20 protein-coding genes and 1 tRNA gene are annotated in these 25,539 nt (G+C 46.8%); 5 read left to right on the top strand and 16 right to left on the bottom strand.

Going from position 1 to position 25,539, the window contains the following annotated elements; genetic code table 11:
- Window positions 1–14: 14 nt before the first annotated feature.
- The 7 genes from HQ865_RS07215 to HQ865_RS07185 form a co-directional block, all read right to left on the bottom strand.
- Complete coding sequence (locus HQ865_RS07215; protein WP_173414241.1) at window positions 15–1,301, bottom strand: serine/threonine protein kinase; 1,287 nt, start codon at window positions 1,299–1,301, stop codon at window positions 15–17.
- Between the two features lie 6 nt (window positions 1,302–1,307).
- Window positions 1,308–2,090 carry an FHA domain-containing protein gene (locus HQ865_RS07210; protein WP_173414240.1) on the bottom strand — a complete coding sequence of 261 codons (783 nt, stop codon included), beginning with the start codon at window positions 2,088–2,090 and terminating at the stop codon, window positions 1,308–1,310.
- Between the two features lie 254 nt (window positions 2,091–2,344).
- Window positions 2,345–6,466 carry an FtsW/RodA/SpoVE family cell cycle protein gene (locus tag HQ865_RS07205; protein WP_237073765.1) on the bottom strand — a complete coding sequence of 1,374 codons (4,122 nt, stop codon included), beginning with the start codon at window positions 6,464–6,466 and terminating at the stop codon, window positions 2,345–2,347.
- On the bottom strand, window positions 6,463–7,902 hold the full coding sequence (locus HQ865_RS07200) for a PP2C family protein-serine/threonine phosphatase (protein WP_173414239.1): 1,440 nt from the start codon (window positions 7,900–7,902) through the stop codon (window positions 6,463–6,465). Before HQ865_RS07200 ends, HQ865_RS07205 begins: the two co-directional genes overlap by 4 nt.
- 95 nt (window positions 7,903–7,997) lie before the next feature.
- On the bottom strand, window positions 7,998–8,945 hold the full coding sequence (locus HQ865_RS07195; RefSeq protein WP_173414238.1) for a hypothetical protein: 948 nt from the start codon (window positions 8,943–8,945) through the stop codon (window positions 7,998–8,000).
- A 105-nt stretch (window positions 8,946–9,050) separates the two neighbouring features.
- Window positions 9,051–10,379 carry a serine/threonine-protein kinase gene (locus HQ865_RS07190; RefSeq protein WP_173414237.1) on the bottom strand — a complete coding sequence of 443 codons (1,329 nt, stop codon included), beginning with the start codon at window positions 10,377–10,379 and terminating at the stop codon, window positions 9,051–9,053.
- Between the two features lie 140 nt (window positions 10,380–10,519).
- Window positions 10,520–12,589, bottom strand: a complete 2,070-nt coding sequence (locus tag HQ865_RS07185) for an HRDC domain-containing protein (protein ID WP_173414236.1) — start codon at window positions 12,587–12,589, stop codon at window positions 10,520–10,522.
- A 101-nt stretch (window positions 12,590–12,690) separates the two neighbouring features.
- Here HQ865_RS07185 and HQ865_RS07180 point away from each other — a divergent pair, with 101 nt between their 5' ends.
- Window positions 12,691–14,325: an ABC-F family ATP-binding cassette domain-containing protein gene (locus HQ865_RS07180; protein WP_173414235.1), complete on the top strand. Its 1,635-nt coding sequence runs from the start codon at window positions 12,691–12,693 to the stop codon at window positions 14,323–14,325.
- Window positions 14,326–14,483: 158 nt separating this feature from the next.
- Here the strand turns inward: HQ865_RS07180 and HQ865_RS07175 are convergent, their stop codons facing one another.
- The 4 genes from HQ865_RS07175 to pyrE all read right to left on the bottom strand — a co-directional run bounded on the left by HQ865_RS07175 (window position 14,484) and on the right by pyrE (window position 18,465).
- Complete coding sequence (locus HQ865_RS07175) at window positions 14,484–15,380, bottom strand: class I SAM-dependent methyltransferase (RefSeq protein ID WP_173414234.1); 897 nt, start codon at window positions 15,378–15,380, stop codon at window positions 14,484–14,486.
- A gap of 139 nt (window positions 15,381–15,519) precedes the next feature.
- A tRNA-Lys gene (locus HQ865_RS07170) sits at window positions 15,520–15,592 on the bottom strand.
- A gap of 89 nt (window positions 15,593–15,681) precedes the next feature.
- Entirely contained in the window at window positions 15,682–17,310 is a 1,629-nt protein-coding gene (locus HQ865_RS07165; RefSeq protein ID WP_173414233.1) for an ABC-F family ATP-binding cassette domain-containing protein, read from the bottom strand.
- 513 nt (window positions 17,311–17,823) lie between these two features.
- On the bottom strand, window positions 17,824–18,465 hold the full coding sequence (gene pyrE, locus HQ865_RS07160; protein WP_173414232.1) for an orotate phosphoribosyltransferase: 642 nt from the start codon (window positions 18,463–18,465) through the stop codon (window positions 17,824–17,826).
- Between pyrE and HQ865_RS07155 the strand changes: the two genes are divergently transcribed.
- Window positions 18,464–19,105, top strand: a complete 642-nt coding sequence (locus tag HQ865_RS07155) for an NUDIX domain-containing protein (protein ID WP_173414231.1) — start codon at window positions 18,464–18,466, stop codon at window positions 19,103–19,105. The genes pyrE and HQ865_RS07155 overlap by 2 nt on opposite strands.
- On the opposite strand, the gene coaD is transcribed toward HQ865_RS07155, so the two are convergent.
- Window positions 19,074–19,535: a pantetheine-phosphate adenylyltransferase gene (gene coaD, locus HQ865_RS07150; RefSeq protein WP_173414230.1), complete on the bottom strand. Its 462-nt coding sequence runs from the start codon at window positions 19,533–19,535 to the stop codon at window positions 19,074–19,076. The genes HQ865_RS07155 and coaD overlap by 32 nt on opposite strands.
- A 231-nt stretch (window positions 19,536–19,766) precedes the next feature.
- Here coaD and HQ865_RS07145 point away from each other — a divergent pair, with 231 nt between their 5' ends.
- Both HQ865_RS07145 and HQ865_RS07140 read left to right on the top strand, forming a co-directional pair.
- A complete protein-coding gene (locus HQ865_RS07145) occupies window positions 19,767–20,345 on the top strand; it encodes a YceI family protein (protein ID WP_173414229.1) in 579 nt (192 codons plus the stop codon).
- 180 nt (window positions 20,346–20,525) lie between these two features.
- Complete coding sequence (locus HQ865_RS07140) at window positions 20,526–21,173, top strand: phosphatase PAP2-related protein (protein WP_173414228.1); 648 nt, start codon at window positions 20,526–20,528, stop codon at window positions 21,171–21,173.
- A gap of 282 nt (window positions 21,174–21,455) precedes the next feature.
- On the opposite strand, the gene HQ865_RS07135 is transcribed toward HQ865_RS07140, so the two are convergent.
- Both HQ865_RS07135 and HQ865_RS07130 read right to left on the bottom strand, forming a co-directional pair.
- Window positions 21,456–22,628, bottom strand: coding sequence for a chondroitinase-B domain-containing protein (locus HQ865_RS07135; RefSeq protein WP_173414227.1), 1,173 nt, complete (start codon window positions 22,626–22,628; stop codon window positions 21,456–21,458).
- Window positions 22,629–22,779: 151 nt separating this feature from the next.
- Window positions 22,780–23,727 carry a DUF2027 domain-containing protein gene (locus HQ865_RS07130; protein ID WP_173414226.1) on the bottom strand — a complete coding sequence of 316 codons (948 nt, stop codon included), beginning with the start codon at window positions 23,725–23,727 and terminating at the stop codon, window positions 22,780–22,782.
- A gap of 163 nt (window positions 23,728–23,890) precedes the next feature.
- Between HQ865_RS07130 and HQ865_RS07125 the strand changes: the two genes are divergently transcribed.
- Window positions 23,891–24,418 carry a DUF892 family protein gene (locus HQ865_RS07125; protein WP_173414225.1) on the top strand — a complete coding sequence of 176 codons (528 nt, stop codon included), beginning with the start codon at window positions 23,891–23,893 and terminating at the stop codon, window positions 24,416–24,418.
- A 121-nt stretch (window positions 24,419–24,539) separates the two neighbouring features.
- Here the strand turns inward: HQ865_RS07125 and HQ865_RS07120 are convergent, their stop codons facing one another.
- Window positions 24,540–25,052, bottom strand: a complete 513-nt coding sequence (locus tag HQ865_RS07120) for a GNAT family N-acetyltransferase (protein ID WP_173414224.1) — start codon at window positions 25,050–25,052, stop codon at window positions 24,540–24,542.
- Window positions 25,053–25,111: 59 nt separating this feature from the next.
- On the bottom strand, window positions 25,112–25,525 hold the full coding sequence (locus tag HQ865_RS07115) for a c-type cytochrome (RefSeq protein WP_173414223.1): 414 nt from the start codon (window positions 25,523–25,525) through the stop codon (window positions 25,112–25,114).
- Window positions 25,526–25,539: the final 14 nt, after the last annotated feature.

The following is a 25,539-nucleotide window of genomic DNA, read 5'->3' as shown; positions in this document are numbered from 1 at the left end:
TGGGAACAACTTAACTAAAATATCCCCAAAAACTTTTTGCGCTTGTGTTTAGGTTTTACCTGGGCCGGAGTCTTCGCATGCGCCTTTTCGATGCTATCGGTTGGCTTAACCGTATGCACTACCGGCTTGGGCGGGGTATAAGGCTTTTGTAAAACAAGGGGTATATAATTTGAGGTTTTAGGCGCTGGATAATATACCACCTCCTTTGAAGAATGGCTGTAGATGCCGAAGATCAGCAATATAACCATCAAACCTACGGCAGCCATAGCAATGGGTTTGGAAACGATTATGCTTGATCTTTGAGTCGCCACCTCTGCATCACGCAATTGGGTTAATTGGTTTTGCAGGTCTTGGTTTTGGGCCTTTAAAGTGTCGGTATAACTATCAGCCGCCGCTACTACACCGTTGGATGCTACGGCATCGTGCAAGTCCATACCGTTGCCATAACGGTTATCAGGTATTTTTTCAAGGCATTTATAAACCAGGTTCAGCAGCCAGGCCGGCACCTGCATTTCCCTTTCCTTTTGGTCGGCGGTCCAGTTTTTGGGCAGGTTTTGTTTTCTTATTTCCAAAACATCAGGTACCGGCACTTCCATATGGGCCAGCATTACCGTATTGCGTGCCGTTTCACCATTACCTGCCAGCGGGAACGGCACCTGCCCGGCCAACATTTCGTAAAGCACTACCCCGTAGCTGTAAACATCGGTTTGAAAAAGCATCTCGCCGTCGTTTTGCTCGGGGGCCATAAATTCTATGGCTCCGGCATGGCGCAAGCTGCTGCGGCGTTCCTCGTCGCTCATTATCGACAGGCCAAAATCCAGCAGCACGTAGTTACCGTTATTGATATTGTATTTTACGTTATTGCTTTTAACATCGCCGTGCTTCACCCCTACCTTATGGCAATGTGCCAGCGCACGCGACAGGTGATCGGCTACCTTAACCACCTCCTGTATGGTAAATACTTTGCTTTGTGGTTCGGTCAGCAGTTCGCACAGATCGGGGCCTTCTATATATTCCATCTCGATAAAGGGCAGCGAGCCGCTTTCGGTAATACCCGAACTGAGGATCTTCACCACATAAGGGTCGGGCGATTGGTTCACCCGCTTCAGCTTTTCTACCTCGTTTAAAAAGCGGCGGTAGTTTTTATCGTCGGTATCTTCGGTAAAGATGGGGGTAGGCAAAAGTTTTACCGCGCTTAAAATGGGGCCCATGCGCCGGGCTTTATAAACCGAGCCTTGCCCACCTGTGCGTATGGCGCCCATGTTCTCCAGCCCTTCCATTATGGTAAATACCTTGCTCATTTATCTTTACTTCCCTGTTTTATAACTAAATTCCATTACGGCGGTTTCGCCCAATATCACCTGGTCGCCTTCTTCCAACTGGTGCCCGATATGGCTTGAATGCAGCTTGAACAGTGTACCCGTAGCTGCCGACAGCACCTTTACCTTGTTACCCGGCGGGATGCCGCCCTCATCGGCAAAAAACATAAAGCAGCCCTTTTCATTGTTCCACTCGATATGGGCATGCTGCCGGCTGATGTATTTATTGGCCTCATCGCCCGCGTCGCCGGGAAAGGCGATATCGTTGGTGCGGAAAAAACCGCCCTCAATTTGCGCCTTACGGTCGCGGCCGATATTCAGTTTGCCATCCTGCGATGTAATGTGATATTCGGCCTGCTCGGCTACGCCGTTTAATACCCGCAGGTAACCATCGCCCGATCGCTGGATGACATGATCTTTTGTGCGGATAAAAATAGCGGCGTTAACATCATTCAGTTTAATGGCTTCGGGCGGAAATTCCGTATCGAACTTAACTTCCAGTTCCCAGTTATCGGGCAGCCCCAGGTCAAAGTCGTCGGCAATGCGCTGGATCTCGTCCTTAAACTTTTGCGGTTCATCCAGGTACACGGCCGATTCGTACATATGCTCGTTACCGGCGGGCGCGTTGATAAATATATTGATGCCCTTAATATTGCGGCCTTCGCCACCTTCGGCCTTTTGCAATTCCTCCTTTACAGCGCGCAGCAAAGCCTCCCGTACACCTTTTACATCAGTTGGCTGGCTATTGCTTTGACTAAATATGTTGAACATCCTTTTTTTGTTTAATTAACTTCAGTTGTTAGTTATTTAACCACAAAGTGCACAAAGATTTGCAATATCGATTGACACAAAGGTCACAAAGAGCAAATCAATCAGCAGATTAAGTTTTTTTAAAGGCCACAAAGCTTTGTGGCCTCTCTTTTTCTTTTAAGTACCAAAACCTCTGTGAACTTTGTGCTTCAACATCGGGCATATCTTTGTGCGCTTTGTGGTTAAATCGTCTATTTGTTAACCCGCAAATTGGATTAATTAGCTTCCGTTACTACTTCTTCATCTGCTGGCTTTTCCTTTACCGGTTTTTCCTTTGGCGGAACAATGCTTTTGATATAGCCCTTCTTCACTAAAAACGGGATCACGTGCCGGCCCGCCAACCGCACCGCGTCGGCCGATCCCTTTGTCGATTCGATACGCACGCAAACCACGATATTGCCCGTTCCCTTAGCCATCGGCGCGAAGAATACGTACCAGCCATCGTTAATGCTCTCTTTTTTCCAGATGCGTTCGGGCGTGCCTGTTTTACCGGCTACGCTTAAACCTAACACCGGGACCTTGGGCGCGCTTTGTTCGATCATATATTGCGTGATCAGCGACGCGTATTGCGGATCGTTAGCCAGCTTAATACTGCCCTTAACCGCCTGCGCTGTATCGCTTACCTTCAGCACAAAGCGGTTGGCCACCAAATTGCCATTGTTGGCCACGCCCGATACCAGCCTTGCTACCGCCGCCGGCGTAGCGATCAATTCGCCCTGCCCCCAGGCCATACCCGATATACCCTTGGCACGGGTGCGGCGGATGTTGTTAGGATCGTACCGGGGTTTGGTGTTAAACTCGGTTTTACGCCATAGCTCGCGCCATTTATTTTCCTGCTCGGCATTATCGGTTTGCTTACCATAAAAGTAGCCGCCCACGCCGTGCAAAAACATACCTGTTTTAAGATATAAGGTGGCCATGTCTTCTTCTAAATGTTCCTGGTTAGCTAACTTAATAAAGTAAACATTGTTTGATTTTGCCACCGCTCTTTCCAAAGTAATTACGCCGGTCTCATCCGGTTCGATGCCTTTGGTACGAATCCGCTCCCAACTTTCCACCGTAAACTTTTTATCGGCGGCGGCCAGCCCCAGCTTATTGAAGGCCGCCATGGTGGTTAATACCTTAGCTGTAGAACCCGGCTGCGTGGCGTAAGTAAAGCCCAGATCGGCAGTGGTGATCCATTGCGACAGCTTGTTTTGCTCGCTCACGGGCATGGTCATCTGATCCCAGTTGTGCACCGGTGGCAACGGGTACACAGCCGAGGCCAGTACATCGCCGGTATTAGGCTGCATCACCACTACCGATACGCGGTTATCATACAGCGAGGTATCTGTAGCCACCGATCTTTGGATGTTGGTCTGTAATTCGGCATCCACGGTTAATTGCACATCGCGGTTGCGCTTTTTAAAGGCTTCCACTTCGCTGCTGTTGATACCGGCAATCAGCAATGGCGCCAACGCGCTGTGATCCTTTTTCGCCACCGACATTTCCTTTACCCCGCGTGGCAGGAAGCGGTCTTCCTGGTAGCGGCTGGCGTGGGTATTATAACTGGTAATGGGCATTTTAAAGCCGCGCAACTCGGCGGCGTGCTCGTACTCTGCAAAATAGCCGTTGGTGCTGCCGTTAAATACGCCGGTATTGGCATCGCCTACCCAAAAGAACATCTGCTCATCAAAAGGATAATACCTATCCAAACGCTTATGCATAGCCGAATCCAGATCGTAATTACCGGCACCGGCGGCGTTTAGCATGCTTCGTTGTTTTTGTATCAGCTTCGGGTCGCTGGTTGCCAGGATACGCCCGTCCCTGTCAAACAAAGTACCGGCCTGCAGCTTATTCATCAGGATGGTAATGCGTGGATTATAACTGAACATGCGCGCGCCGCTCCTGTCGGCCACCAGCGATGGCTTTACTACCCACTTACTATTGCTAAGCACATAGCGCGATACATTGATGGTTAACAATAATATGCCGATACAGGCCACCATCAGCGCGGGGACTAAATTCCGGTCCTGCTGTTTGGTGATAAAACTCATTTGTACAGGCGTACCCTTTACCTTTGATGCTGACAGCAGAAAGCCCGCCGCCAAAAAATTAGCCACCAGCGACGAGCCGCCATAACTCTGGAAAGGCAACGAAACCCCCGAAAGCGGCAAGGCACCGGTTGATCCTCCGGCTATCAGCAGGAATTGTACAAAGGTACACACCCCAATGCCTGCGCATAAATAAAACAGGAAGGGCGTGCCCGTTTGCCGCCCAATGATAATGGCGCGGTGCAGGTAGAGCAGGAAGATGAGGAAGATACAGACGATCCCCGTCCAGCCAAACTCCTCGCCAATGGAGGGCAGGATCATATCGGTATGCGCTTCGGGGATGGTTTTGGCAAAACCCTCGCCTATGCCTTGCCCGGTCAGGCCGCCACCCGCGATGGCCCAAAGGCCGTTCGCCACCTGGTCGCCGCCGTAAACTTCGTTATCCCAGGCGTTTTGCCAGATGGCCTTGCGGTCGACCAAACGCTGCACAGGGCCAGGGATCAGTTTATCCAGATGCGGGATCTTATCGATAGTTAAAAACCCGGCGATGATGATCAAAGCCATGATGGCCGATTCGCTGAGTTGCCTGCGCTGTAAAAGCGTCACTAAAACCAGCATCACCACAGTTGCAAGGGCCGAGATCCATACGTTTTTAAATGCCCAGGTAATGAGGATATAAAAAATGACCGACGCGGCCATGAACATAAAATCGCCGCGCGAAAAAGAGAACAGGATGATAAACGTAAAGCAGATCACCATGGCCGGACCCAAATCGCCCAGCATCAGGAACAGGAAAAGGGTTATCCCTATGGCGATAACCGCGAAGGAAAAGAACGAGAAGCGCTTTTTCCAGGTAACATATTCGCTGATGAACTTCTCGTTAGTGGCAAAAAACCCCGCCAGGAAGATGATGACCAGGTACTTCACGATCTCGCTGGGTTGAAAGCCCATCAAATTTACCTTAACCCCGCTCCCCTCCGGGCCGGTGCCAAAGCGGATAGTCATAGCCAACAAGCCGATAGCGATAACCGCCCAGGGCCAGCCGTTGGCCGCCTTGCGGTTGTTTTTAAATACCAGCAGGCGGTACAAGGCCGAATCGACCGTGAAGCGGCGCAGGTTGCATATCAGCGTGATGAGCAAAGCCCCAAAACCCATACCGAGATAAACCAGCGAATCTTTCGCAAGGAAGCGGTCGCGCAGAGGGTCCTGCAAGCTGAGCAGGGTTAAAAACGATAAACCCGTCAGCACCATTACAAAGGGCAATATCAACTGGTCGGTGGTGCTGAATTTCCAGCTTAATATTAGATGCGTCAGCGCGAAGCAAGCGAAGAAGCAGGCCGCCACCATGAGGTACCAAAAATTAAACTGCGCCGGGGTACGGATAATCAGCGCCTTTTCCTTCTTCAGGATATTAAAATCGCGGGTAGAAAACAGCCTGATGGTATGTGGTGAACGCGAGAAGTTGAACACCTCATCGTTATCCAAATTTTGCGTGCCCGATGAACGGCCGAACTGGAAACCAGGCTGCAAGGGCAAAACCTCGAAGGCTTTGCCAGCGGGCAGGTTTTTAAAGGTGTAATTACCCTGCTCATCGGTACGGGCAAAGGCAGTCATGGCCTGCAGGTGCGGCTTTTTTTGCGCATCCAGCACGTATTCTTTTTTAAAGCCGCCGCCCTTTTCTATTCTTTTATTTAATTCGCCGGCTTCCTCATCATTATAGGTGCTGTCCTGCGGTAATATCATTTGCAGGCGCACCAACACACCAGCAAGCGGCGTCTTCTTCTCCAGCACCTTACCACTAATGGCATTCCCATCCATCTCCACATCGGTAACCGCGGGTAGAACAGGCGGCTTTCTTTTTTCCTGGATAAAGCGCAGGGAATCATCGCCCGTATAACCCAGCAGCGACCTTGATACCAATACCCTTTGCTGAAACGATTTACCGCCCTTAGCCATCGCCTCGTCGGCATCTACGTAAAACTTCTTTTTGTTGATATCGCCAATATTTTCAAACTGATACCCGGCGGTCAGGCGGTCGGCAAATACATCTTCAACAAGGTCTATATCCCGCTTATCTTCAAAATAATAACCCTTTTCCAAAAGGCCACGGATGCTTTTCGCGGGCTTTTTAGCGTTCAGGTTTACCATGGTGCCATCCTGTAAGCGCTTGTCTACATCGGCAAAGTTTTTTTGTTCGATGATGTACAGGCGCACAAACAGCAAACCTAATACTGCGGCTATCAACAACAGGAACATGCGTTCCTTTTTACGGCCAATTAAGGGCTTCGCTTCCTGCTCCATCATTTTTGCTTATGGGGTGTTACAGGAATGGAATCAACTTTAAAAACATTGGCCGGTACACCGCCGTTGGTGTACTTACCCTGCGCGGTAAACCTGTTTTGAACCGTAGTGCCGCAATTGGTAAACCTCATATTCTTCAGCAACAAGGCCGTATTATAGGCAACGACCCCTGTTTTAAAGCCAGTGATGGCCAGGCTGTCCAGCATCACCAGTTTACATTTGGGCGTAAGCGATATAGCCGCGCCGGTGTAGCCGCTATCGCACAATAGCTGCACATTTCCCTTTGTTTTAATAAACAGGCTATCCTTATCTATCACAATTGCCCTACTGATCTTAACCGGCGATTTAAAGGCGGTATCCACCAGCAACAGCACATTTCCCTTTAAGCCATTAATAGTGGCCTGCAATTTCGCCTCCTGCGCATTGGCCGGTTTTATCACGGGTGTATCTGTTTGTGCCGGCGTTGCTCCGGGTTGCGTGGCCTTTTGCCTTTGTATATATTGCCAAATGGTGGTACACAAAAATATCAGCGCCATCAGGGCGAAGATGAGTACCGGGATATTGCCTTTCACTTTAGCCGCCCCCCTTTCGGCGGTTAAGGGCACATTGGTTATGGCGGGTTCGTTAGCAGCTTTTAGCTCCGTTTTTTTTTGACCGCTTACCGGCCTGGTAGCCTCGTGCGATGATGCCTGTTTGGCGTTTTTCACCAGCGCCACGGTAATGTTATCCTTGCCGCCGTTATGGTTGGCCGCGGCAACCAGGTCGTGGCATTTGTCTTTTAAACCGTCATTATTGTTCAGGATATCCGAGATCTCGCCGGCGGGCACCATATCTGTTAAGCCATCGCTGCAAAGCAGCAGCATATCGCCCGGTAAAAACGGCGATTGCCCGGTCTCTACATAATCCGTATCGCCCGATAAATTGATCTCGAAGCCCAGGGCTTTATTAATTTCATTACGCTTGGGATGCGCCATGGCAGCTTTTTCATCCAATCTACCCGAATCCTCTAAAAAACCCACGAATGATTGATCGTGCGTGATCTTCACCAGCGAGCGGTCGCGCAGCAGGTACAAGCGGGTATCGCCAACGTGCACGTAGTAAAATTGATTCTTTTCTGTATCGGCCAGGGCAAGCGTGGCTACACAGGCCATGCTATCGTGCTCCTTTACCTCCTTTTTACCGGCCAGTATACTTTGGTTGGCCTGGTTAAAGCTATCCAGCAGCATGGGGATGATCTCGCCAGATGGTTGTGCCAGCCTTTGCAGTATGGCCTCCCTGGCCAGCGCGGCCGCCACTTCGCCGCCTTTATAACCACCTACCCCGTCAATAACGCAGGCAATAATAAAGCGGCCGTCGGGGCTTTGCCGGGCGATAAAAGCATCCTCGTTGTTGCTGCGTTCCTTACCGGTATCGGTCAGGCCGTAAAATTGATCAGCCATTGTTTTTGCGCGAGTTTTTAATATCGTAAAAATGAGTTATCAATAGCAACACCACAATAACCAGTAAACCTGCGGATAGTAGTTGCGACATACGTTTACGGTTTAAAAATATTAACCCCCACTATCCCGTTCAGTAATATTTTCGAGTTCATGGGCAACTCTACCCACGATGGCGAATTGACATCACTTTTGGGCACCTCGTTCTCGTTCAGTATGGTCCGCTCGCCAAAGGATGCCAGGTAAAATTTACCGTCAGACTTATTATACCGGATATGCAGGTGCGGCGTATTGACCCATTCGGTAGGTATTTTAAAGATGTTACTGTCGTCGCGTTCCTCCTCATCGCCCGATACGATGATCTCCAGGTCTTTCATGATGTATTCCACCTTTTTACCGGCAAATTGCTGCTCGGGCAAAATGGTTTCAAAACGGGCAAAGCTTTTCTTCTTGTTATCAACCGGGGCTTCTTCTCCGCCCAGGTCATCCACATAAGGCAGTTCATAATAGCCCTCGCTGTAATAAGTGAAGCCTTTCAACACGTCCTGGCTTACATCAAAGGTTTGGGCAATGCCGGTTTGCCGGGGGATAAAGGTAACCCGCAGGTTCTCATCTTTTTTGGTGCTGCCGGGCAGCAGTTTACCAATAAAGCCGATATCGCCGCGCTTATAATCGGGGTGCGATACCAAACGGAACACCCATTTTGAACTGGACGGCACAACCGTTTTGCCGGCCTGGCGGTATTGTTTCAGATGCTCGTAAAACTTCTTTACCGTTTCGTTTACGATAAGCCCCAGGATGCCCTGCTTATTATTCATAAACTCCTGGTAATCTTCGGGGTTGAAGCTGATGATATATTCGTGGTAAAAAACAATACGGTCGGCAAAGGAAAGCTGCCTCACCGAATCGTTAAACTTATCTACCACGTAGTTGTAAACATCGTTAGGTGTAAGCGCTTGCTGCTTTTTAGCACCGGAGGTGTTTTCGTTGGTTAAAAACCAATCCTGTATGCCTATGCGTTGCCAAAAAGAAGTTTTAGGTTCCATGTGTATCCTGATCAGGTTTTTTTGTGTTGAACATTGTTTTAACCCATTAGGGGCGCAGATGTTTGAAATATTGCTTTAATATACCAATAAAATCGGCAAGATGTTTTATTGCGGCGGCTGCTCCTGCAAACTGTCGACAGTAGAGGTATCGGCCTCGCCCATCTCCTTTTTCCTTTTCTCAATATCGGCCCTGATGGAAGCCCGTATGGCCGAGTCGCGCCTGTCTTTTTGCTGTTGCTCGGCTAAAGCCTTGTTATTTTCGTTGTTCAGGCTATCGGCCACCCGTATCGAATCGGCCCTTAGTTTAGCCACCATGTCTGTTTGCCCCGACTTGTTTTTAAACAAGGCATAGCCCGTAAAGCTCATAAAACCGATAAGCAACAGCATCAAACCCCAAAACACGGGTTTGGATATCTGCATCATATTGCTGTCCGCTTCATTATTCACATAACCAGCGTCGACAACGGCTTTGGCCTCCTGTTCGGTAACGGTTGGAGTTACCTCGGCAGGTTCCTCCCAGCGGATGTCGGCAATGCTGTTCTCAATAATAGCATCGTGCAGTTCATCGCCATTGGCATAACGGTTTTCTGGCTTTTTCTCCAGGCATTTATAAACTAAAGCAAGCAACCAGGCGGGCACCCGCATTTCGCGGTCGCGCTGCTTTTGAGGCCAATCTTTAGGCATATTTTGCTTGCGCAGCTTCAGCATATCGGGCACCGGCGACTCCATGTGCGCCAGCATTACCGTATTGCGCGATGTTTCCCCGTTATCGTGCAACGGAAAGGGCACCGTACCGGTTATCAGTTCGTATAAGATCACTCCATAGCTGTACACATCGGTTTGGAACTCCATTTTGCCCTCGTTTTGCTCAGGCGCCATAAACTCGATAGCCCCGGCATGGCGCATGCTACTGCGACGCTGCTCGTCGCTCATGATGGACAAGCCAAAATCAAGCAGCACATAATTGCCCGAGTGCACGTTGAATTTGATATTATTGCTTTTAATATCGCCGTGCTTAACACCCACGCCATGACAATGCGCCAGCGCGCAGGATAACTGATCTGCCAGTTTTACCACTTCTTTCAGGGTAAAGATCTTATCGTGCGGTTCGGCCAGTAGTTCGCCCAGATCAGGCCCTTCAATAAACTCCATCTCGATAAAGGGGAACGACCCGCTTTCGGTAATGCCCGAGTTTAGTATTTTAACCACATTTGGGTTGGGCACTTCGTTCACCTTTTTCAGCTTTTCAACCTCGTTTAAAAAATTGCGATAATTTTTATCGTCGGTGCTTTCGGTATGTATGGGCGTGGGCAAAATTTTTACGGCCGAGATGATGGGGCCTATCCGTCGCCCTTTATATACAGAACCTTGTCCGCCGGTGCGCAGGGCACCCATATTCTCAAGTCCGTCTGTTATCGTAAATACTTTGCTCATTATTATGGTAGATATGTTTAGTTAAACAAATAAACGCAGAATTAGTTCATGCATGATACAATAAGAAAAATTTAGTTATAGCTCAAAAATTGGCGCACGCGCCATAACAGATCAAAAGATTGGCAATGCCGGGCGCGCTTTTAAAACAAGCTAACCTGGTCGGCCGCGCCGGTCCCCTCCTGCTGGTAAGCACGAATAAGCGTTAAAATGGCCGCGCCATAACGGGCCGACTTCTCCGCGCCAACGCCCTTTATCGCGCCAAGCGCCTTTAGGTTTTGCGGCAGTTTAGCGGCTATGGCAAATAGCGTTTGTTCGGAGAAAAGCATATTGGCAAGTACCCCCTCCTGTTGCGCGGCTTCATTCCGCCAGTTGATGAGTTGTTCGGCAAGCGCTTCGTTGGACTTGGCGTTTAGTTGCTTCAGTAACGAAAAGCTGAGGCTGGCCTTGCCTTTACGCTGTAAATTAAGGTAAGCCTCTGCCGTAAACGGTAATTGGCAAAATACTTCTAATTGCTCCGATCTCGTCAGCAGCCAGCGCAGCAGTTCATCAGCCTTGCCGGCCATTTCCTTTGATGTACCAACAAAGGCAGTCAGCTGTTCATGAAGCTTGGTAATAGCTGTCTTAAACTTATCGTCGAAATAACCCGCCGCGTTGCGGATGCGCTCATCTGCATATTGCGGAAGTTTGGCGGGTAGCTTTTCAGCTACGGCAAAAACTGCCTGTTCGAAATCGGGCAGCAGGGCTTCAAATTTTTTTAGCCGATATCTCAACTCGCTAAAGTTAAATAGTTCCGTCAGCAAAAACAGTCGGTAATCCTCACGGTGTTGCGCCAACGTATTCTGGTCCGGGCGATGCTGTTCGGCTTCGCGGTTAAAGCGCAGCACGGCCGGGTCGGCTATTATGTTGCGGTCGTTTACCGGGTTGCGCAGCACCAGGCCCTCCAGCGAGCGGCAGCGGCTCAACGCTACATAGGCTTGTCCATGCGTAAAAGCCTCGCTCACATCAATAATAGCTTTATCAAAAGTAAGGCCCTGGCTTTTATGGATGGTGATGGCCCAGGCCAGCTTCAGCGGTATCTGCGCGAAGCTGCCGGCATTACTCTCGCTTATCTGCTCGCCATCGGCCTGGTATTTTACGTTGGTCCACTCCAGGGCTTGCACGGCTATCTCCCGGCCATCGGGCGTAGCCACGTAAACGGTATCCGGCTCAAGCTTGATAACCGTGCCAATCTTGCCGTTATAATACCGCTTCTCGGCCGAACTATCGTTTTTTACAAACATCACCTGCGCGCCGGTCTTTAACTCCAGGTTGGTTTCCGTGGGATAGGCATCAGCCGGGAATTCTCCGCGGATGGTAGCTTTATAATCCATCACATTACCCGGCAATGCCCCAAGCCGCTCACTGTTAAGCTGCTGCGCCATGCGGTTGTGGGTAGTGAGCGTGATATACGGCTCATCAGTCGCCGGTTCAAAAGCCGGGATATAACGTTCGTTCAGGCGGGCCAGCTTATCTGCCGATACTTGCTGATCGCGCATGGCGTTCAGGATATCGACAAATACGGGGTCGCTTTGGCGGTACACCTTATCCAGTTCAATACGCACAAAGGCGTTTTGCGCAAGCACCCGCGCGCTGAAGAAGTAGGGCGTGGCGTAATAAGGCCTCAACAGCGCCCATTCTTCGCCACGCACTATGGGGCTTAGCTGCGCCAGATCGCCAATCAGCAGCAATTGCACGCCGCCAAAGCAATACCGGTTACCGCGCAGGTTGCGCAGGATGAGATCGATCTGATCCAGCACATCGGGCCGCACCATACTGATCTCATCGATAATCAATAATTCCAGGCTTTGCAGCAGTTCGCGCTTTTCGGCGTTATAGCTTTGCTCGGGCCTGTCGGGCTGATTGGGCAGCATGGGGCCGAAAGGCAATTGGAACAGCGAGTGAATGGTCATGCCGCCCGCGTTGATGGCCGCTACACCGGTTGGCGCTACAATGGCCAGTCGTTTTTTTGATGTTTGGCGAATTTCCCTCAACAGTGTTGTCTTGCCCGTTCCTGCCTTACCTGTAAGGAAAACAATGGTGTTTGTGGTTTCCACATAGGCGCGTGCAAGTTCCAGTAAAGGGTTCTCCATATCAGCGGCTAAGGTACAAAAGCGGCGTGGTGAAAAACGGGATGTGAATAAATTGCGCCAGGCATAAAGTACTAACAGCAATTTGTTTGATAGTAATTATTATGCTACTACTAATTTTTTAACTACAGCGGCGAAATCCCTAACAGTGTTTATCTTTGCGGCCAATTTAAAACGCTCCTATTGTGATCAATGTAAATAATATTTCGGTTTCATTTGGCGGAACCACCCTGTTTAGCGATGTAACTTTCCCGATAAACGAGAACGACAAAATAGCGCTGATGGGGAAAAATGGCGCCGGCAAATCTACCATCCTTAAAATTATAGCCGGTGTGGCCAAACCCACTACCGGTAATGTAACCGGCCCTAAAGAGGCGGTCATCGCTTATTTACCGCAGCATTTGCTAACCGAAGACAAGGTTACCGTTTTTGAGGAAACCATGAAAGCCTTTGCCGAGGCCAACCGAATGCAAAAGGAACTGGATGAGGTGAACGAGCAGCTGAATACGCGAACTGATTACGAGAGCGACGAGTACATGAAGCTGATCGAGCGCGTATCGGAGCTGAGCGAGAAGGTTTATACTATTGAAGATACCAATTACGAAGCTGAGGCGGAAAAAGTACTGAAAGGATTGGGCTTTGAGCGCAGCGACTTCACCCGGCCAACCTCCGAATTTTCGGGCGGCTGGCGCATGCGCATCGAACTGGCAAAGATCCTGTTGAAGAAACCAGACCTTATTTTATTGGATGAGCCAACCAACCACATGGATATCGAAAGTATCCAATGGCTGGAAGATTTCCTGGTCAATTCGGCCAAGGCGGTAATGGTGATCTCGCACGACCGTGCTTTTGTAGATAACATCACTAACCGCACTATTGAAGTAACCATGGGCCGTATCTACGACTATAAAGCCAAATACAGCCATTACCTGCAACTGCGTGCCGACCGCCGTGTACACCAGTTGAAAGCTTACGAAGAGCAGCAACGCTTTATTGCGGATAACCAGGAATTTATCGAACGCTTCCGTGGGACTTATTCTAAAACCCTGCAGGTGCAATCGCGGGTTAAGATGCTGGAAAAACTGGAGATCATCGAGATTGACGAAGTGGATACCTCGGCCTTAAGATTGAAGTTCCCCCCTTCGCCGCGTTCGGGACAATATCCTTTAATTGTTGAAGACCTGAGTAAAAGCTACGGCGATCATGTGGTATTCAAAAATGCGTCCATGACTATCGAACGGGGCGAGAAAGTAGCCTTTGTAGGTAAAAACGGGGAAGGCAAGTCGACGATGATCAAAGCCATTATGGACGAGATCGATTTTGAAGGCAATTTAAAAGTAGGCCACAATGCCAGGATAGGGTACTTTGCCCAAAACCAGGCGGCCTTGCTGGATGAAAACCTGACCGTATTCGACACCATTGACCAGATCCCTTTAAGCGATGGCACACTTAAGATCAGGGACCTGTTAGGCGCGTTCATGTTCAGCGGCGATGACACGACAAAAAAAGTAAAGGTACTTTCGGGTGGGGAGCGTACCCGTTTAGCCATGATCAAGTTATTGTTAGAGCCTGTAAACCTGTTGATACTGGATGAGCCGACCAACCATTTGGATATGAAGACCAAAGACATTATTAAGGACGCGCTGCGCGACTTTGATGGTACACTGATCCTGGTATCGCACGATCGTGATTTCCTGGACGGGCTGGTTAAAAAAGTATTCGAGTTTGGGAACAAGCGGGTACGCGAACACTTTGAGGATATTAAAGGGTTCCTGGCCTACAAAAAAATGAATAGTTTAAAAGAGATAGAGCAAAGCTAAGGAGGTTAAAAAAAGGAAACATCCGGGGCAGGATGTTTCCTTATATGATCTGTATATCATCCATCTCTAAAACTTTTCTCCTTGTGGATTTGAGGGAAATTGCGTGTTTGTAAATTATGGCATTAAATTATTAGCAGACGCATGAGATGCTAATACTACTATTCCCTGTTGCCGGCTGCATTGTTATTTGTAGCCACTTTTTTAAAAAAGAATACTTTAGCATCAGGCTTTGCGGCGTTAATAACAGGCATAGCCAGGGTAAGCACCCCCGCCATGATATCAGCGCTTAATTTATTGAATTTTTTGTCCGTTACTATCCGCTCTTTTGTACTGCCCAGATCCAGCGTATTTAGCCTAAAATCGTTCACCTTTACAAAACCGTGTTTGCTAACCAGCAGGTTTAGGTTAGCCGCGTTAAAATAGGTATAATGCGGGCTGTGAAAATCAAACTGCCACATCCTGTTTAAAATGCTTTTAACACCTAATTTATTTAACAAACGCGCGGTTACGCTAAAAAAGCCATCGCTCATGGGGATGTTAATGATCAGGTATCCCCCATCCTTTAAGTCGGCGTTTAAGGAAGCCGTAAGGCTGTCAACGTCAGGAATATGTTCAAAAACATCATTCATTATAATAAAATCGTATTGGGTATCGCTTTTTGTAGCCGGGTAAAACCCGTAAGCAACATCATATTCATTGGCCTCGTATATGGGGCTGAACGCCCGTTCCGGCTCAATCCCTGAACAGTTTATGCCCTCCTCGCGACAGGTTTTTAACCACCACCCGTTGCCGCAACCAATTTCCAGCCCTTTAACATTTTTTATACCCGTCCCGAAAACCTGTTTTATTTTATCGGCAATAAATTTAAAATTAGTAATACGCAATTTCTCCAATCCCACCGCCCGCATATCATTATCCATGTCGGAAACAAAGGAATGATCAAAACTGGCATCAGAAATGTATAATCCGCATTCGCGGCATTTAAAAATATCGAACTTTAACTTGTATTTAGGCTTAAGAGCGCCGTTACAGGCTGGACACAGATTCAATGACATTTAAAAAGATTATTGGTACTCAAATATATGATTTGATACTGAACCACAAAATAGGGAGCAAATTTCACCTACCAGACTATGGTCTGTTATAGAAAACAAAAATGGGCCAAACTGTGAATTTCACGTTTGACCCATCAGGTGACCCGGGAGAGATTCGAACTCTCGACCCAATGATTAAGAGTCATTTGCTCTACCAGCTGAGCTACCGAGTCGGGTAACCGGTAAAATTACCGGGGCGACAAAGAAACGAATTTTATTTTAAAATTGAAATTTATAAAATTCAAATCTTTGTCAGGTTAATTTATGCCATGGCATACAGTTCGGCGCGTTGCTTTTCTACGGCGTCGCTGTTGATGTATTCGTCGTAGGTCATCAGTTTATCGATGATACCGCCGGGGGTCAGTTCGATAATACGATTGGCTACAGTTGATGTTAATTCATGATCTCGCGAAGTGAACAGGATGGTACCACGGAAATCCTTCATGCCGTTGTTCAGCGCGGTGATCGATTCCAGGTCCAGGTGGTTGGTTGGCTCATCAAACAGCAGCAGGTTGGCTTGCTGCAGCATCATTCGGCTAAACATGCAGCGCATTTTCTCGCCGCCCGATAGTACATTGCTTTTCTTCATTACCTCTTCACCGCTGAACAGCATACGGCCCAAAAAGCCGCGGATAAACTGGTCGTCCTTCTCTCCTGTCGAGTACTCACGCAGCCAGTCGATCAGGTTATCATCCTTACCGGTAAAATATTCAGCGTTATCCATCGGGATATCGGCAATGTTAATGGTTACTCCCCATTTAAATTCGCCCTTGAAATCTTTATCGCGACCGGTCAGAATTTCGTAAAAGGCGGTCGTGGCCAGGCTGTTTTGCGACAGGATAGCGATCTTATCGCCTTTATTAACCGTGAAGTTAATATCGCCAAACAACACCTCGCCGGCTGATGATTTGCCCAGTTTTTCAACCTGCAAGATCTGGTCGCCGGCCTCGCGGCCCTGGTTGTTGAAGATAATTCCCGGGTATTTACGGTTTGATGGTTTGATCTCGTCGAGGTTGATCTTATCCAGCGCTTTTTTACGGCTGGTAGCCTGTTTAGATTTTGAAGCGTTAGCGCTGAAGCGACGGATGAACTCCTGCAGTTCCTTCACACGGTCTTCCATCTTCTTGTTCTGGTCGGCACGTTGTTTCAAAGCCAGCTGGCTCGATTCGTACCAGAAGGTGTAGTTACCGGTGTAAATGGTCATCTTACTAAAGTCGATATCTACCACATGAGTACAAACGGTATCCAGGAAGTGCCTGTCGTGCGATACAACCAGTACAATGGCCTCATATCCGGCCAGGAAATCTTCCAGCCAGCTGATGGTGTGGATATCCAAATCGTTGGTAGGCTCATCCAGCAGTAGTATATCAGGGCTGCCAAACAGGGCCTGCGCTAATAACACACGCACCTTTTGGTTACCGTCCAGTTCTTTCAGCAGTTTATAATGCAGGTCTTCTTTAATGCCCAGGTTGCTGAGTAAGGTAGCGGCATTGCTTTCCGCGTTCCAGCCGTCCATTTCGGCAAAAAGGTTTTCCAGTTCGCCGGCGCGTTCGCCATCGGCATCGGTAAAATCTTCTTTCATGTAAATGGCATCCTTTTCCTGGCGCACATCGTACAATTCTTTATGGCCCATCATCACGGTCTCAATCACCGGGAACTCGTCGAAAGCGTAGTGATTCTGTGTCAATACGGCCATACGCTCGCCGGGTGTAAATGCTACCGATCCGCTTGTCGGGTCAATCTCACCCGAAAGGATCTTCATAAAAGTAGATTTACCCGCACCGTTAGCGCCGATAATGCCGTAGCAGTTACCCTGTGTAAATTTCAGGTTAACATCCTCAAATAAAGTGCGCTTGCCGTAACGTAAGGAAAGATTAGATACCGTTATCATATATCGAAAATATTTTGCGCAAAGGTACGCTTATTCCTGTTTATTTTTGATTAATTAATAGCTAATATTAATATACTGAGCCACTGTGTAATATCTGTGTAAACTTCCCGGTTTTCCCCATGATTTGGGAAATTAGTTCTACATTTTTTTCTAATTACGAAACTATTTACCCTGCTCTTGCGTTAAAAGATTATAATTTACCAATTATAACGCCTTGGTATAACATTTGCCTTAGTTATAGCAACGCAACAACCTTTTAATGATTTAATGTTATGGCAGTTTTAATTATCAGTTTAATTATCATCAACGGTGTATTAACAATCCGCAACGTTGAGAACAGGAAAGTTTTTTAATTGACCGCTGGAAGAAGAGTTTTTCCCTGGTTGATAGTAAGTATATGAGCCTGCGTACCGCCACTAAACCGGCGCATGGCACATTAAACTTTTGATGGACTATTATATATTTCAATCCGCAGTGCATATCATCATACGCGCCTGCGGATTTTTTTCTTTATTATCTGCCCCAGTTCTCCGGGTCTTCGCGCCACTTCTTTAGCAGTTCCACATCATCGGGCAGTATATACTGGCCTTCTTCGGCAAATTTTAAAAGGGCATTATAATTTGATAATGTAACAAAGCGGCATTTGGCTTTTTTAAAGTTCTCGTCGGCAACGTCAAAGCCATAGCTAAATATCGCTGCCAAACCTGCCACATCATGCCCGGCGGCACGCAGGGCTTCAACGGCCTGCAAACTGCTTTTTCCGGTCGATATCAGGTCTTCGATCACCACAATACGTTCGCCGGTTTTAATTTCGCCTTCAATAAGGCTGCCGGTACCATGCTCTTTAGGTTTAGACCGTACGTAAGCAAAAGGCAATCCCAGTTCCTGCGCTACCAATACGCCTTGCGGTATACCGGCCGTAGCTACACCAGCAATACAACCAACCGAACCAAACTCATCCTGCACAATTTGCGTAAGCTGTTGCCTGATGTAGGTACGGATGGCCGGATGCGAAAGCGTTACCCGGTTATCGCAATATATAGGCGATTTCCAACCCGATGCCCATGTAAAAGGATTATTAGGTTGTAATTTAATTGCTTTAATTTGCAGCAGAAACTCGGCTACTTTTTGTTCAGTCTCAGTTTTATTAAACATGGCTCAAAAATACAGAATTTATATCAACGAAAAGGTTTTACTCATTACATCTGTACAACCAAACCATCCTGAAAACTTCCAGAAGCTTGACAATCAGTTTTTTGACTTCAAAACAATTTATGCACAAGTTACAAATCAGCATAAGTATAAACGCTTTTTTATCCTGTGCGATGATGCCAAAGCTTTCCTGAAAAAGGTGGTAAAAACGGCATTCGTGATCGAAGCATCGGGCGGTTTGGTAAAAAATTCGGCCGGCGATTACCTGTTTATCTACCGCAACGATAAATGGGACCTGCCAAAAGGCAAACTTGAAAAAGGCGAGAAGAAAAAAGAAGGCGGTGTGCGCGAAGTGGAGGAAGAATGCGGCATTACCGTTAGTAAAGCCGGTAAAAAGATCATCAGCACCTACCATACCTATATCAGCAAAGGCGAAATTGTATTGAAGAAAACCTACTGGTACAGCATGAAGTATAAAGGCAGCGAAAAGCTAAAACCACAGCTTGAAGAAGGCATTACCGACGTGCAATGGTTTAATAAAAGCCATATGGACGAGATAAAAAGCAATACCTTTCCATCAATAATGGATGTATTGGAAAAGGTGGACCTGCTTAAAGATACGGCAAAGCCGCTGAAGGGATAAACTGGCTTACATCGCCATTGTGCTTCATAATTTCGCGCACAATGGTTGAACTGATGGACGAATAGCCGGGCTTACTCACAATAAATATACTCTCGATATCGGGCGCCAGCGCGTGGTTCATTTGCGCTATGGCTTTCTCATACTCAAAATCGGATACGGTACGGATACCGCGTACCATGAATGTAGCGTTAATGCTTTTGCAGAAGTTAACCGTTAACCCTTCATAAGCGATAATATGGATGCGCGGCTCGTCCTGGAAAACGGCGCGCAGCATTTGCTCCCGTTTTTCGATAGGCAAAAAACCAGGTTTTGTGCTATTGGCCCCTATGCCTATATAAAGTTTATCGAACAGACCAACCGAACGCTTTACAATATCAACGTGGGCTTTGGTAACAGGATCAAACGAGCCGGGGAAAAGGGCGATCTTCATATTTAGCTTCAGGTTTCTTTCTTCAAAAATACACTTATTTTGGTTTTACGCTCTACTTATTAATTTAACATACATAAGGCTTATCGTGGCAACCCCACTGTTTATTAAACCGTATATTTGACCAAACTGACATTATTACAATTTATTGATATATATCAATTGTTCGATAAACTAAAAATGACAACATTTGCATGTTTAAACATTTAATTTAAAATATAAATAACCAAAACAATGAAAAAAACACTGATCACCCTATTTACAGCAGTAGCTTTACTTGCATTTAAACCTATTGCCGATGGTAACTGGACCGTGGATAACGCCCACTCAAAATTAGCCTTTACTGTTACCCACATGATGGTATCCGACGTTGAAGGTTCGTTTAAAAACTTTACAGCTACCATTACTTCATCAAAAGATGATTTTAGCGATGCTGTTGTTGACCTGAGCGCCGACGTTGCTTCGGTAAGCACTGATAACGATGCCCGCGATAACCACATTAAAGGTGCCGACTTCTTTAACGCTGCCCAGTTCCCTAAAATGACCTTCAAAAGCACTTCGTTCCAAAAAACCGGCGACAAAACTTACAAAGTTACCGGTAACCTTACTTTAAAAGGAGTTACCAAACCAGTTACCTTAGATGCTACCTTCCGTGGTGTTTACACTAACCAAATGAACAAGAAAACTGTTGCCGGCTTTAAAGTAAGCGGTACCGTTAAACGTAAGGATTTTGGTATCGGTGCTAACTTCCCAAGCGCTGCCGTAAGCGATGAAGTTACCCTGAACGCTAACGCTGAATTTGTTAAACAATAATTTTATTATGGCTTAAGTTTAAGCCTCCTTTATTAAAACGGGCCCGCGGTATACCACCTCGGGCCCGTTTTGTTTGCAATAACTTAACATATTTGGCGTTTTTTGATAATGATGGCTTAAAATTTGTTTAACAATTAAAACATATCGCTTATTTTTGCGGCCACTATATAATTTATTGCATTGAATAAAACTACTACCATATCTACCAAAGAAAGCTGGAAAATGCTTTGGAGCTCGTCCGCGGCCCGTTTCCAGATCATATTTGGTTCTATCCTCATCGCTATATTACTGGCTGTAATGCCTTTCTTTTTCAACACTATCGAACAAAGAAAAGGTTTGCAGATAAATGATTGGGTGCTTAACCAAATCCCTCCCCATAATGTATCGGTAGCCATTTTCGCTATTATATGGGGTATGGGCCTGCTGGCTTTTTACCGCGCGGCGCGCAAGCCTGCCATGTATGTAACTTATGTATGGTCATATTCGGCCATTATCTTACTGCGCTTTTTCACCATCAGCGTAATAAAGTTAGATCCGCCTGCCGGGCTGATCCACCTGATAGACCCCTTGACCGGCATTTTTTACGGTAATGCCACCATCACCAAAGATCTTTTCTTCTCGGGCCATACCGCTACCTTGTGTTTGATCTATCTTACACTGGAGAAACGGTCGGACAAGGTCATCGGCTTTATAGCCACCGCTTCTGTAATGGTTTTATTGCTGGTTCAACACGTGCATTATACCATGGATGTACTGGTAGCCCCGGTAGCTGTTTACCCTATTTTTAAGCTGGTTACCTGGATGCTGGGCAATAAGGGTAAGGAATAATTATATTTTTTGATTTCACAGGCGTTGCCTGCGGCCAGGCTTTCCGCTCATACTACACAGGCCTTAGGCCAAGCATTGATGCGAAATGTAATCGTTTTCTACAAAACTACAACCGCTAACGATGCTGCATAACGTTTAACTTAACGACATTGGCCGGTATCCGCTTCACTCCCTAACGCTTAAAATTGAGCTTGTCAGTGTTGTAATGAAGCAATCGCACGCCCAAAGATCGGTATAGGATAGCGATTGCTTCGTTCCTCGCGCAAATGACAAGCAAGGGAACTAATTCGTCACCATCTCTGTCTTCACATTAGTAAAGATATTTTTACCAATGCTGTTATCATAGGGCGCAACATCCTGCATGGTGCGTGATGGGTAGCGTTTGGTATCAAACTTGCCGGTCCAGTCCTGGTTCTTCTTATCGCCTACCAATATCGCCACATCTGCATTGCTGATGCGGTTATCTTTTATCACGCAATCGCCGGCGGCTATATAGAAGCCGGTCTCCACTTTTCCTTTGGCCATGCCATACATCAGGCGGATGGCGGTTTTGATATTATCAATTTGGTTATGGGTAACGGTATGATGCGTTCCGTTGATGCGGATGCCACCCAGGCCGCCTTTAAATACATTGCTGTCTATCAAACAATCATGCCCGCCGCGCATTACCAGTTCGCCCTGGCAATCTTCAAAATAATTGCTGATGTACCGGTTACCGGTGCTTTTGTTGCTGATCACCTCGGGCTCGCCATCGCAGTGGATAAAGCGGTTATCGCGCACTAAAGAATTGGCAGCCTGGTTACCCAGCAATATTGGATCCTGCCCTACCTGCACGCATTCGCCACCGTTAAATACCGGCCAGGCAACCTTCGCCTTATCACGGAAGACGTTATGATCTACCAAAGTATGCTGAGGCACTTCCTTATCGGTTATCTTTATCTGTACTTCCTGGTTATCTATATTACTGATAAAATTGCAATGGTCAACCCGGTTACCCTCGCCGTTACCGCCTACTACCACAATAGGCATAAACTGCGTTTTAGCGGCATTTTTACTAAAGGTACAATTAGTAAGGCGGCAGTATTTGCTGTTATCCATCTCTACCAGTATCCCGCTGCTGCCGGCTGCTTTAATAATATTACAGCCTGTAAAGTTAATGCCTGATAGCTGGGTATAACTCCCCGTCAGCTGAAAGATGGCTTTACTTGCATCGCCTGAGAAAACTACCTTATCCGGAGTTTCGGCACGAATGATCACCGGCTTAGCGGCCGTACCATTGGTAGGGATAACCAGCGCCCAATTGCTGTAATTGCCATTAGCAATAACGATCTCGTCGCCCGGTTTAACGGTGGCAGCCGCTTTTTGAAATTCATCGGGATTAGCCACTTTGTAAACCTTAGCGTTTACGGCAAGCGAAACAAGCAGGCAAAGGCCCGTAGTCAGGAAGTTTTTCATCGATATAATAAATTGGTAAGGCCAAATTATCAGATATAATACATCTAAAATTCAGTCTGATATACCAATTAGCATACAAAATTAGCCTTTATCAACCGGTTGCGTAATTTCAGGCTACACTTTTTGCCGCCTGCACGCTGATGTACCACTCTTACTTCAGTATCACCTTAGTAGCGCCGTAACCAAATTTTTCCTTGCGGGCATCCATAAAGGTTTGTATGCGATTATTCTTACCGAGCAGTTTATGCAGTTCATGCCGTAAGGTACCGTTACCCGCCCCATGGATAAAAGTGATCTCGGGCAGCTGATGTACAATAGCGGCATCCAGTGTTTTTTTAAAATGGGTAAGCTGCATGTTTAATATGGTTGCACTGCTTAAAAACTGGTGTTCGGGCGTTAGCTTTTCAATATGCAGGTCAACCTCGCCGGTTGGTTTATCTACCAGTTGCTTTTCTTCGGCGGGTTTAAAAAAGCTTTCCTTTAGCTTTTCGGCATCTATAACTACCTCATCTTCATCCAGGCGTATCAGCCAACCCTGCTGGTTCATCAGCGGGATGTTCTTTTTGCTGCCGGCAAAGTCCTTAGCCTTAAACTTCTCGGTGATGTTTAACGCATCGGGCGTTTTCTTATTCTGATTGGTATAATACAACACCTGTAAATTAAGTGCCGGCCATATTTGCAGATCGGCCAATGGCGCCGAATAGATCTTTTGCTGCGATGCCGGGGCGATGATACCGGCAAACTCGCCTTTATATTGCTGGTTTTGCTGCGATATAAGGGTTAGCAGCAACTGGTACGATGTCTCGTTAATTAAATGAAAGTGCACCACGGCGCCGGTTTTTGGGTCGGGCACTACGGCCAGGTAAATGCCTTTATCTTTAAAGTTAGCGTCTTCGGAGGCGCCAGCGTTGCTTGCCTGCGGCACACTGTCGTCAGCAGTCTGGTGGCCATGTACCGATGTTACCTTACTCACTAAAACAGGTATTTCAAAGTCATCGGCCCCGGTAACGCCTATCATATCATTGCTAATGATGCGGGTAACATAGCCCTCCATGTTCTCATCAACAAAGCGCACAAAATCACCTAATTTATATTTCATATCCTGTAGATTTCAATCGGCAAATATACACCGATGGGGCGGCTTTAATATCGCGCGTTTATCATATTGTTATTTGTGGCGGTAGCAATATAATTACGTAACAGGCGCGCTTAGTTATTCGTACAAGGAATATATTTGTTATCAAATTTCAACCCTGATAAAAATGGCTATTGAACCTTCACATCGCACCGATCCGGCTGTACTTAAGCATTTATTTACCCATAATCTTAATAAGTTATACTACGGTAAATTGTACATCAAAAACAATCTCCCGCATTTAACAGAAACAGCGTCATTTAAAGCGCTGCAACTGGCTTTGCAGGAACTGCATGATGATGTGGAAAAGCACCTGGCCCGTCTTGAAGAAATATACAAGGTGATGAACATCACGCCATCCGACGAAGAATGCATCCCGGTAAAGGCCATTTTTAAAGAAACCTTCGCGCTGGAAAAAAAAGGTATCGGCATGGAATTGCTGGGCGATATGAACATTATGCTGTATATGCAATTGATAGAACATATCAATATCAACGCGTTCAGGATGTTGCGCATTTTGGCCAAAGCTTTAAAACTGGAAGATATGGAGCAACTGCTGCTGGAAAGTTTTGATGAAAGTATAGACGACGACCGCCTGTTTATGCTCATCACCAACGAGTACCTGAGTACCCAGGGATATGACGAAATAGCATAAAAAAAATAAAACCGGGCTTGTGGCCCGGTTTCGGTGATAGTTATTCAATACCCCTATTAAAATAACCTCTCAAAAATAAAAGAATTTTCTGTTTACCACCGCATCTTTTTTAAAAAATATTTCAAATATTTTCATTTAGCAATAATTCAAGGAACTTCAGATCGAGCCAGCGACCAAATTTAAAGCCTACCTGCTTAAAATGAGCCACTTCTGTAAAACCAAGCGATTGATGCAAATGTAAGCTCCCCGCCGATGAACTGTCTATGCCGGCTATCAGCGCGTGCATTCCTTTATCCCTTGCATGGTTAATTACTGCCTGCACCAGCATTTTACCTACGCCCTTACCCCTGCTGCCGGTATCAACATACACCGAATGTTCTACCGTAAAACGATATCCCGGCCAATTGCGGAACGGGCCATAAGTACTGAAGCCGGTCACTTTTCCGGCTTCAGCAGCCACAAACACCGGATGGCCTAACTTCAGTTTATCGGCAAACCATTGTTCGCGCATGGCAAGCGTATGCACATCGTCCTGGTAAACGGCCGTGGTATGGATGATCGCATGATTATAAATTTCCAGTATAGCCGGAAGATCGGACGCGTTAGCATGACGGATAATGAATGAAGTTTCCATCGGTATTCAAAAAAAATGCCCCGGATAACCGGGGCACCTGTAGCGTTATTAAACGATAATTATTTTTTCTCGCCGCCTTCGGTGTGCGTACCACCTTCAGGGTGGGCAGTGCCGTGGTGGCAGGTGATACAAGAGATACCTGTATTCATTACCATACCCAAAGAATCCTTACCTGCTTCGAAATATTTTTTGTTGATCTTGGCGGTCATTTCAAACATTTTGCGGGCCATCAGTTTTTCTGGTTTGGTATCTGCTGCTTCATTGCCGCGCTCGTGGCAAAAATTGCAACGCACTCCCAATGCTTTTGTCCACTGGCGCATTACCGTTTCTACCTGCTGATGGGTGAATTTTTTAGGTAATACTTTTAAATTCATTTTTTTCTCCTGCTCCTGGGGCATAGAAGCTACAGCGCCAAAAACCACTAACGAGGTTAGGCCCAGTGTGATAAATGCTTTTTTGTTTAGTGCGATCATATTAATTAGATTGA

This window comes from Mucilaginibacter mali, from assembly GCF_013283875.1.
Classification (GTDB): domain Bacteria; phylum Bacteroidota; class Bacteroidia; order Sphingobacteriales; family Sphingobacteriaceae; genus Mucilaginibacter; species Mucilaginibacter mali.
Note: the sequence above shows the minus strand (reverse complement) of the source record. Positions and strands in the feature narration are given on the sequence as shown.

What these genes read in the sequence shown, in the direction of transcription:
- HQ865_RS07155 (WP_173414231.1), top strand. Translation starts at nt 18,464, where the DNA reads ATGGCTCAAAAATACAGAATTTATATCAACGAAAAGGTTTTACTCATT.
- HQ865_RS07200 (WP_173414239.1), bottom strand. Translation starts at nt 7,902, where the DNA reads ATGGCTGATCAATTTTACGGCCTGACCGATACCGGTAAGGAACGCAGC.
- HQ865_RS07130 (WP_173414226.1), bottom strand. Translation starts at nt 23,727, where the DNA reads ATGAAATATAAATTAGGTGATTTTGTGCGCTTTGTTGATGAGAACATG.
- HQ865_RS07190 (WP_173414237.1), bottom strand. Translation starts at nt 10,379, where the DNA reads ATGAGCAAAGTATTTACGATAACAGACGGACTTGAGAATATGGGTGCC.
- coaD (WP_173414230.1), bottom strand. Translation starts at nt 19,535, where the DNA reads ATGAAGATCGCCCTTTTCCCCGGCTCGTTTGATCCTGTTACCAAAGCC.
- HQ865_RS07135 (WP_173414227.1), bottom strand. Translation starts at nt 22,628, where the DNA reads ATGAAAAACTTCCTGACTACGGGCCTTTGCCTGCTTGTTTCGCTTGCC.
- HQ865_RS07175 (WP_173414234.1), bottom strand. Translation starts at nt 15,380, where the DNA reads ATGTCATTGAATCTGTGTCCAGCCTGTAACGGCGCTCTTAAGCCTAAA.
- HQ865_RS07115 (WP_173414223.1), bottom strand. Translation starts at nt 25,525, where the DNA reads ATGATCGCACTAAACAAAAAAGCATTTATCACACTGGGCCTAACCTCG.
- pyrE (WP_173414232.1), bottom strand. Translation starts at nt 18,465, where the DNA reads ATGTTTAATAAAACTGAGACTGAACAAAAAGTAGCCGAGTTTCTGCTG.
- HQ865_RS07145 (WP_173414229.1), top strand. Translation starts at nt 19,767, where the DNA reads ATGAAAAAAACACTGATCACCCTATTTACAGCAGTAGCTTTACTTGCA.
- HQ865_RS07210 (WP_173414240.1), bottom strand. Translation starts at nt 2,090, where the DNA reads ATGTTCAACATATTTAGTCAAAGCAATAGCCAGCCAACTGATGTAAAA.
- HQ865_RS07205 (WP_237073765.1), bottom strand. Translation starts at nt 6,466, where the DNA reads ATGATGGAGCAGGAAGCGAAGCCCTTAATTGGCCGTAAAAAGGAACGC.
- HQ865_RS07195 (WP_173414238.1), bottom strand. Translation starts at nt 8,945, where the DNA reads ATGGAACCTAAAACTTCTTTTTGGCAACGCATAGGCATACAGGATTGG.
- HQ865_RS07120 (WP_173414224.1), bottom strand. Translation starts at nt 25,052, where the DNA reads ATGGAAACTTCATTCATTATCCGTCATGCTAACGCGTCCGATCTTCCG.
- HQ865_RS07165 (WP_173414233.1), bottom strand. Translation starts at nt 17,310, where the DNA reads ATGATAACGGTATCTAATCTTTCCTTACGTTACGGCAAGCGCACTTTA.
- HQ865_RS07215 (WP_173414241.1), bottom strand. Translation starts at nt 1,301, where the DNA reads ATGAGCAAGGTATTTACCATAATGGAAGGGCTGGAGAACATGGGCGCC.
- HQ865_RS07125 (WP_173414225.1), top strand. Translation starts at nt 23,891, where the DNA reads ATGGCTATTGAACCTTCACATCGCACCGATCCGGCTGTACTTAAGCAT.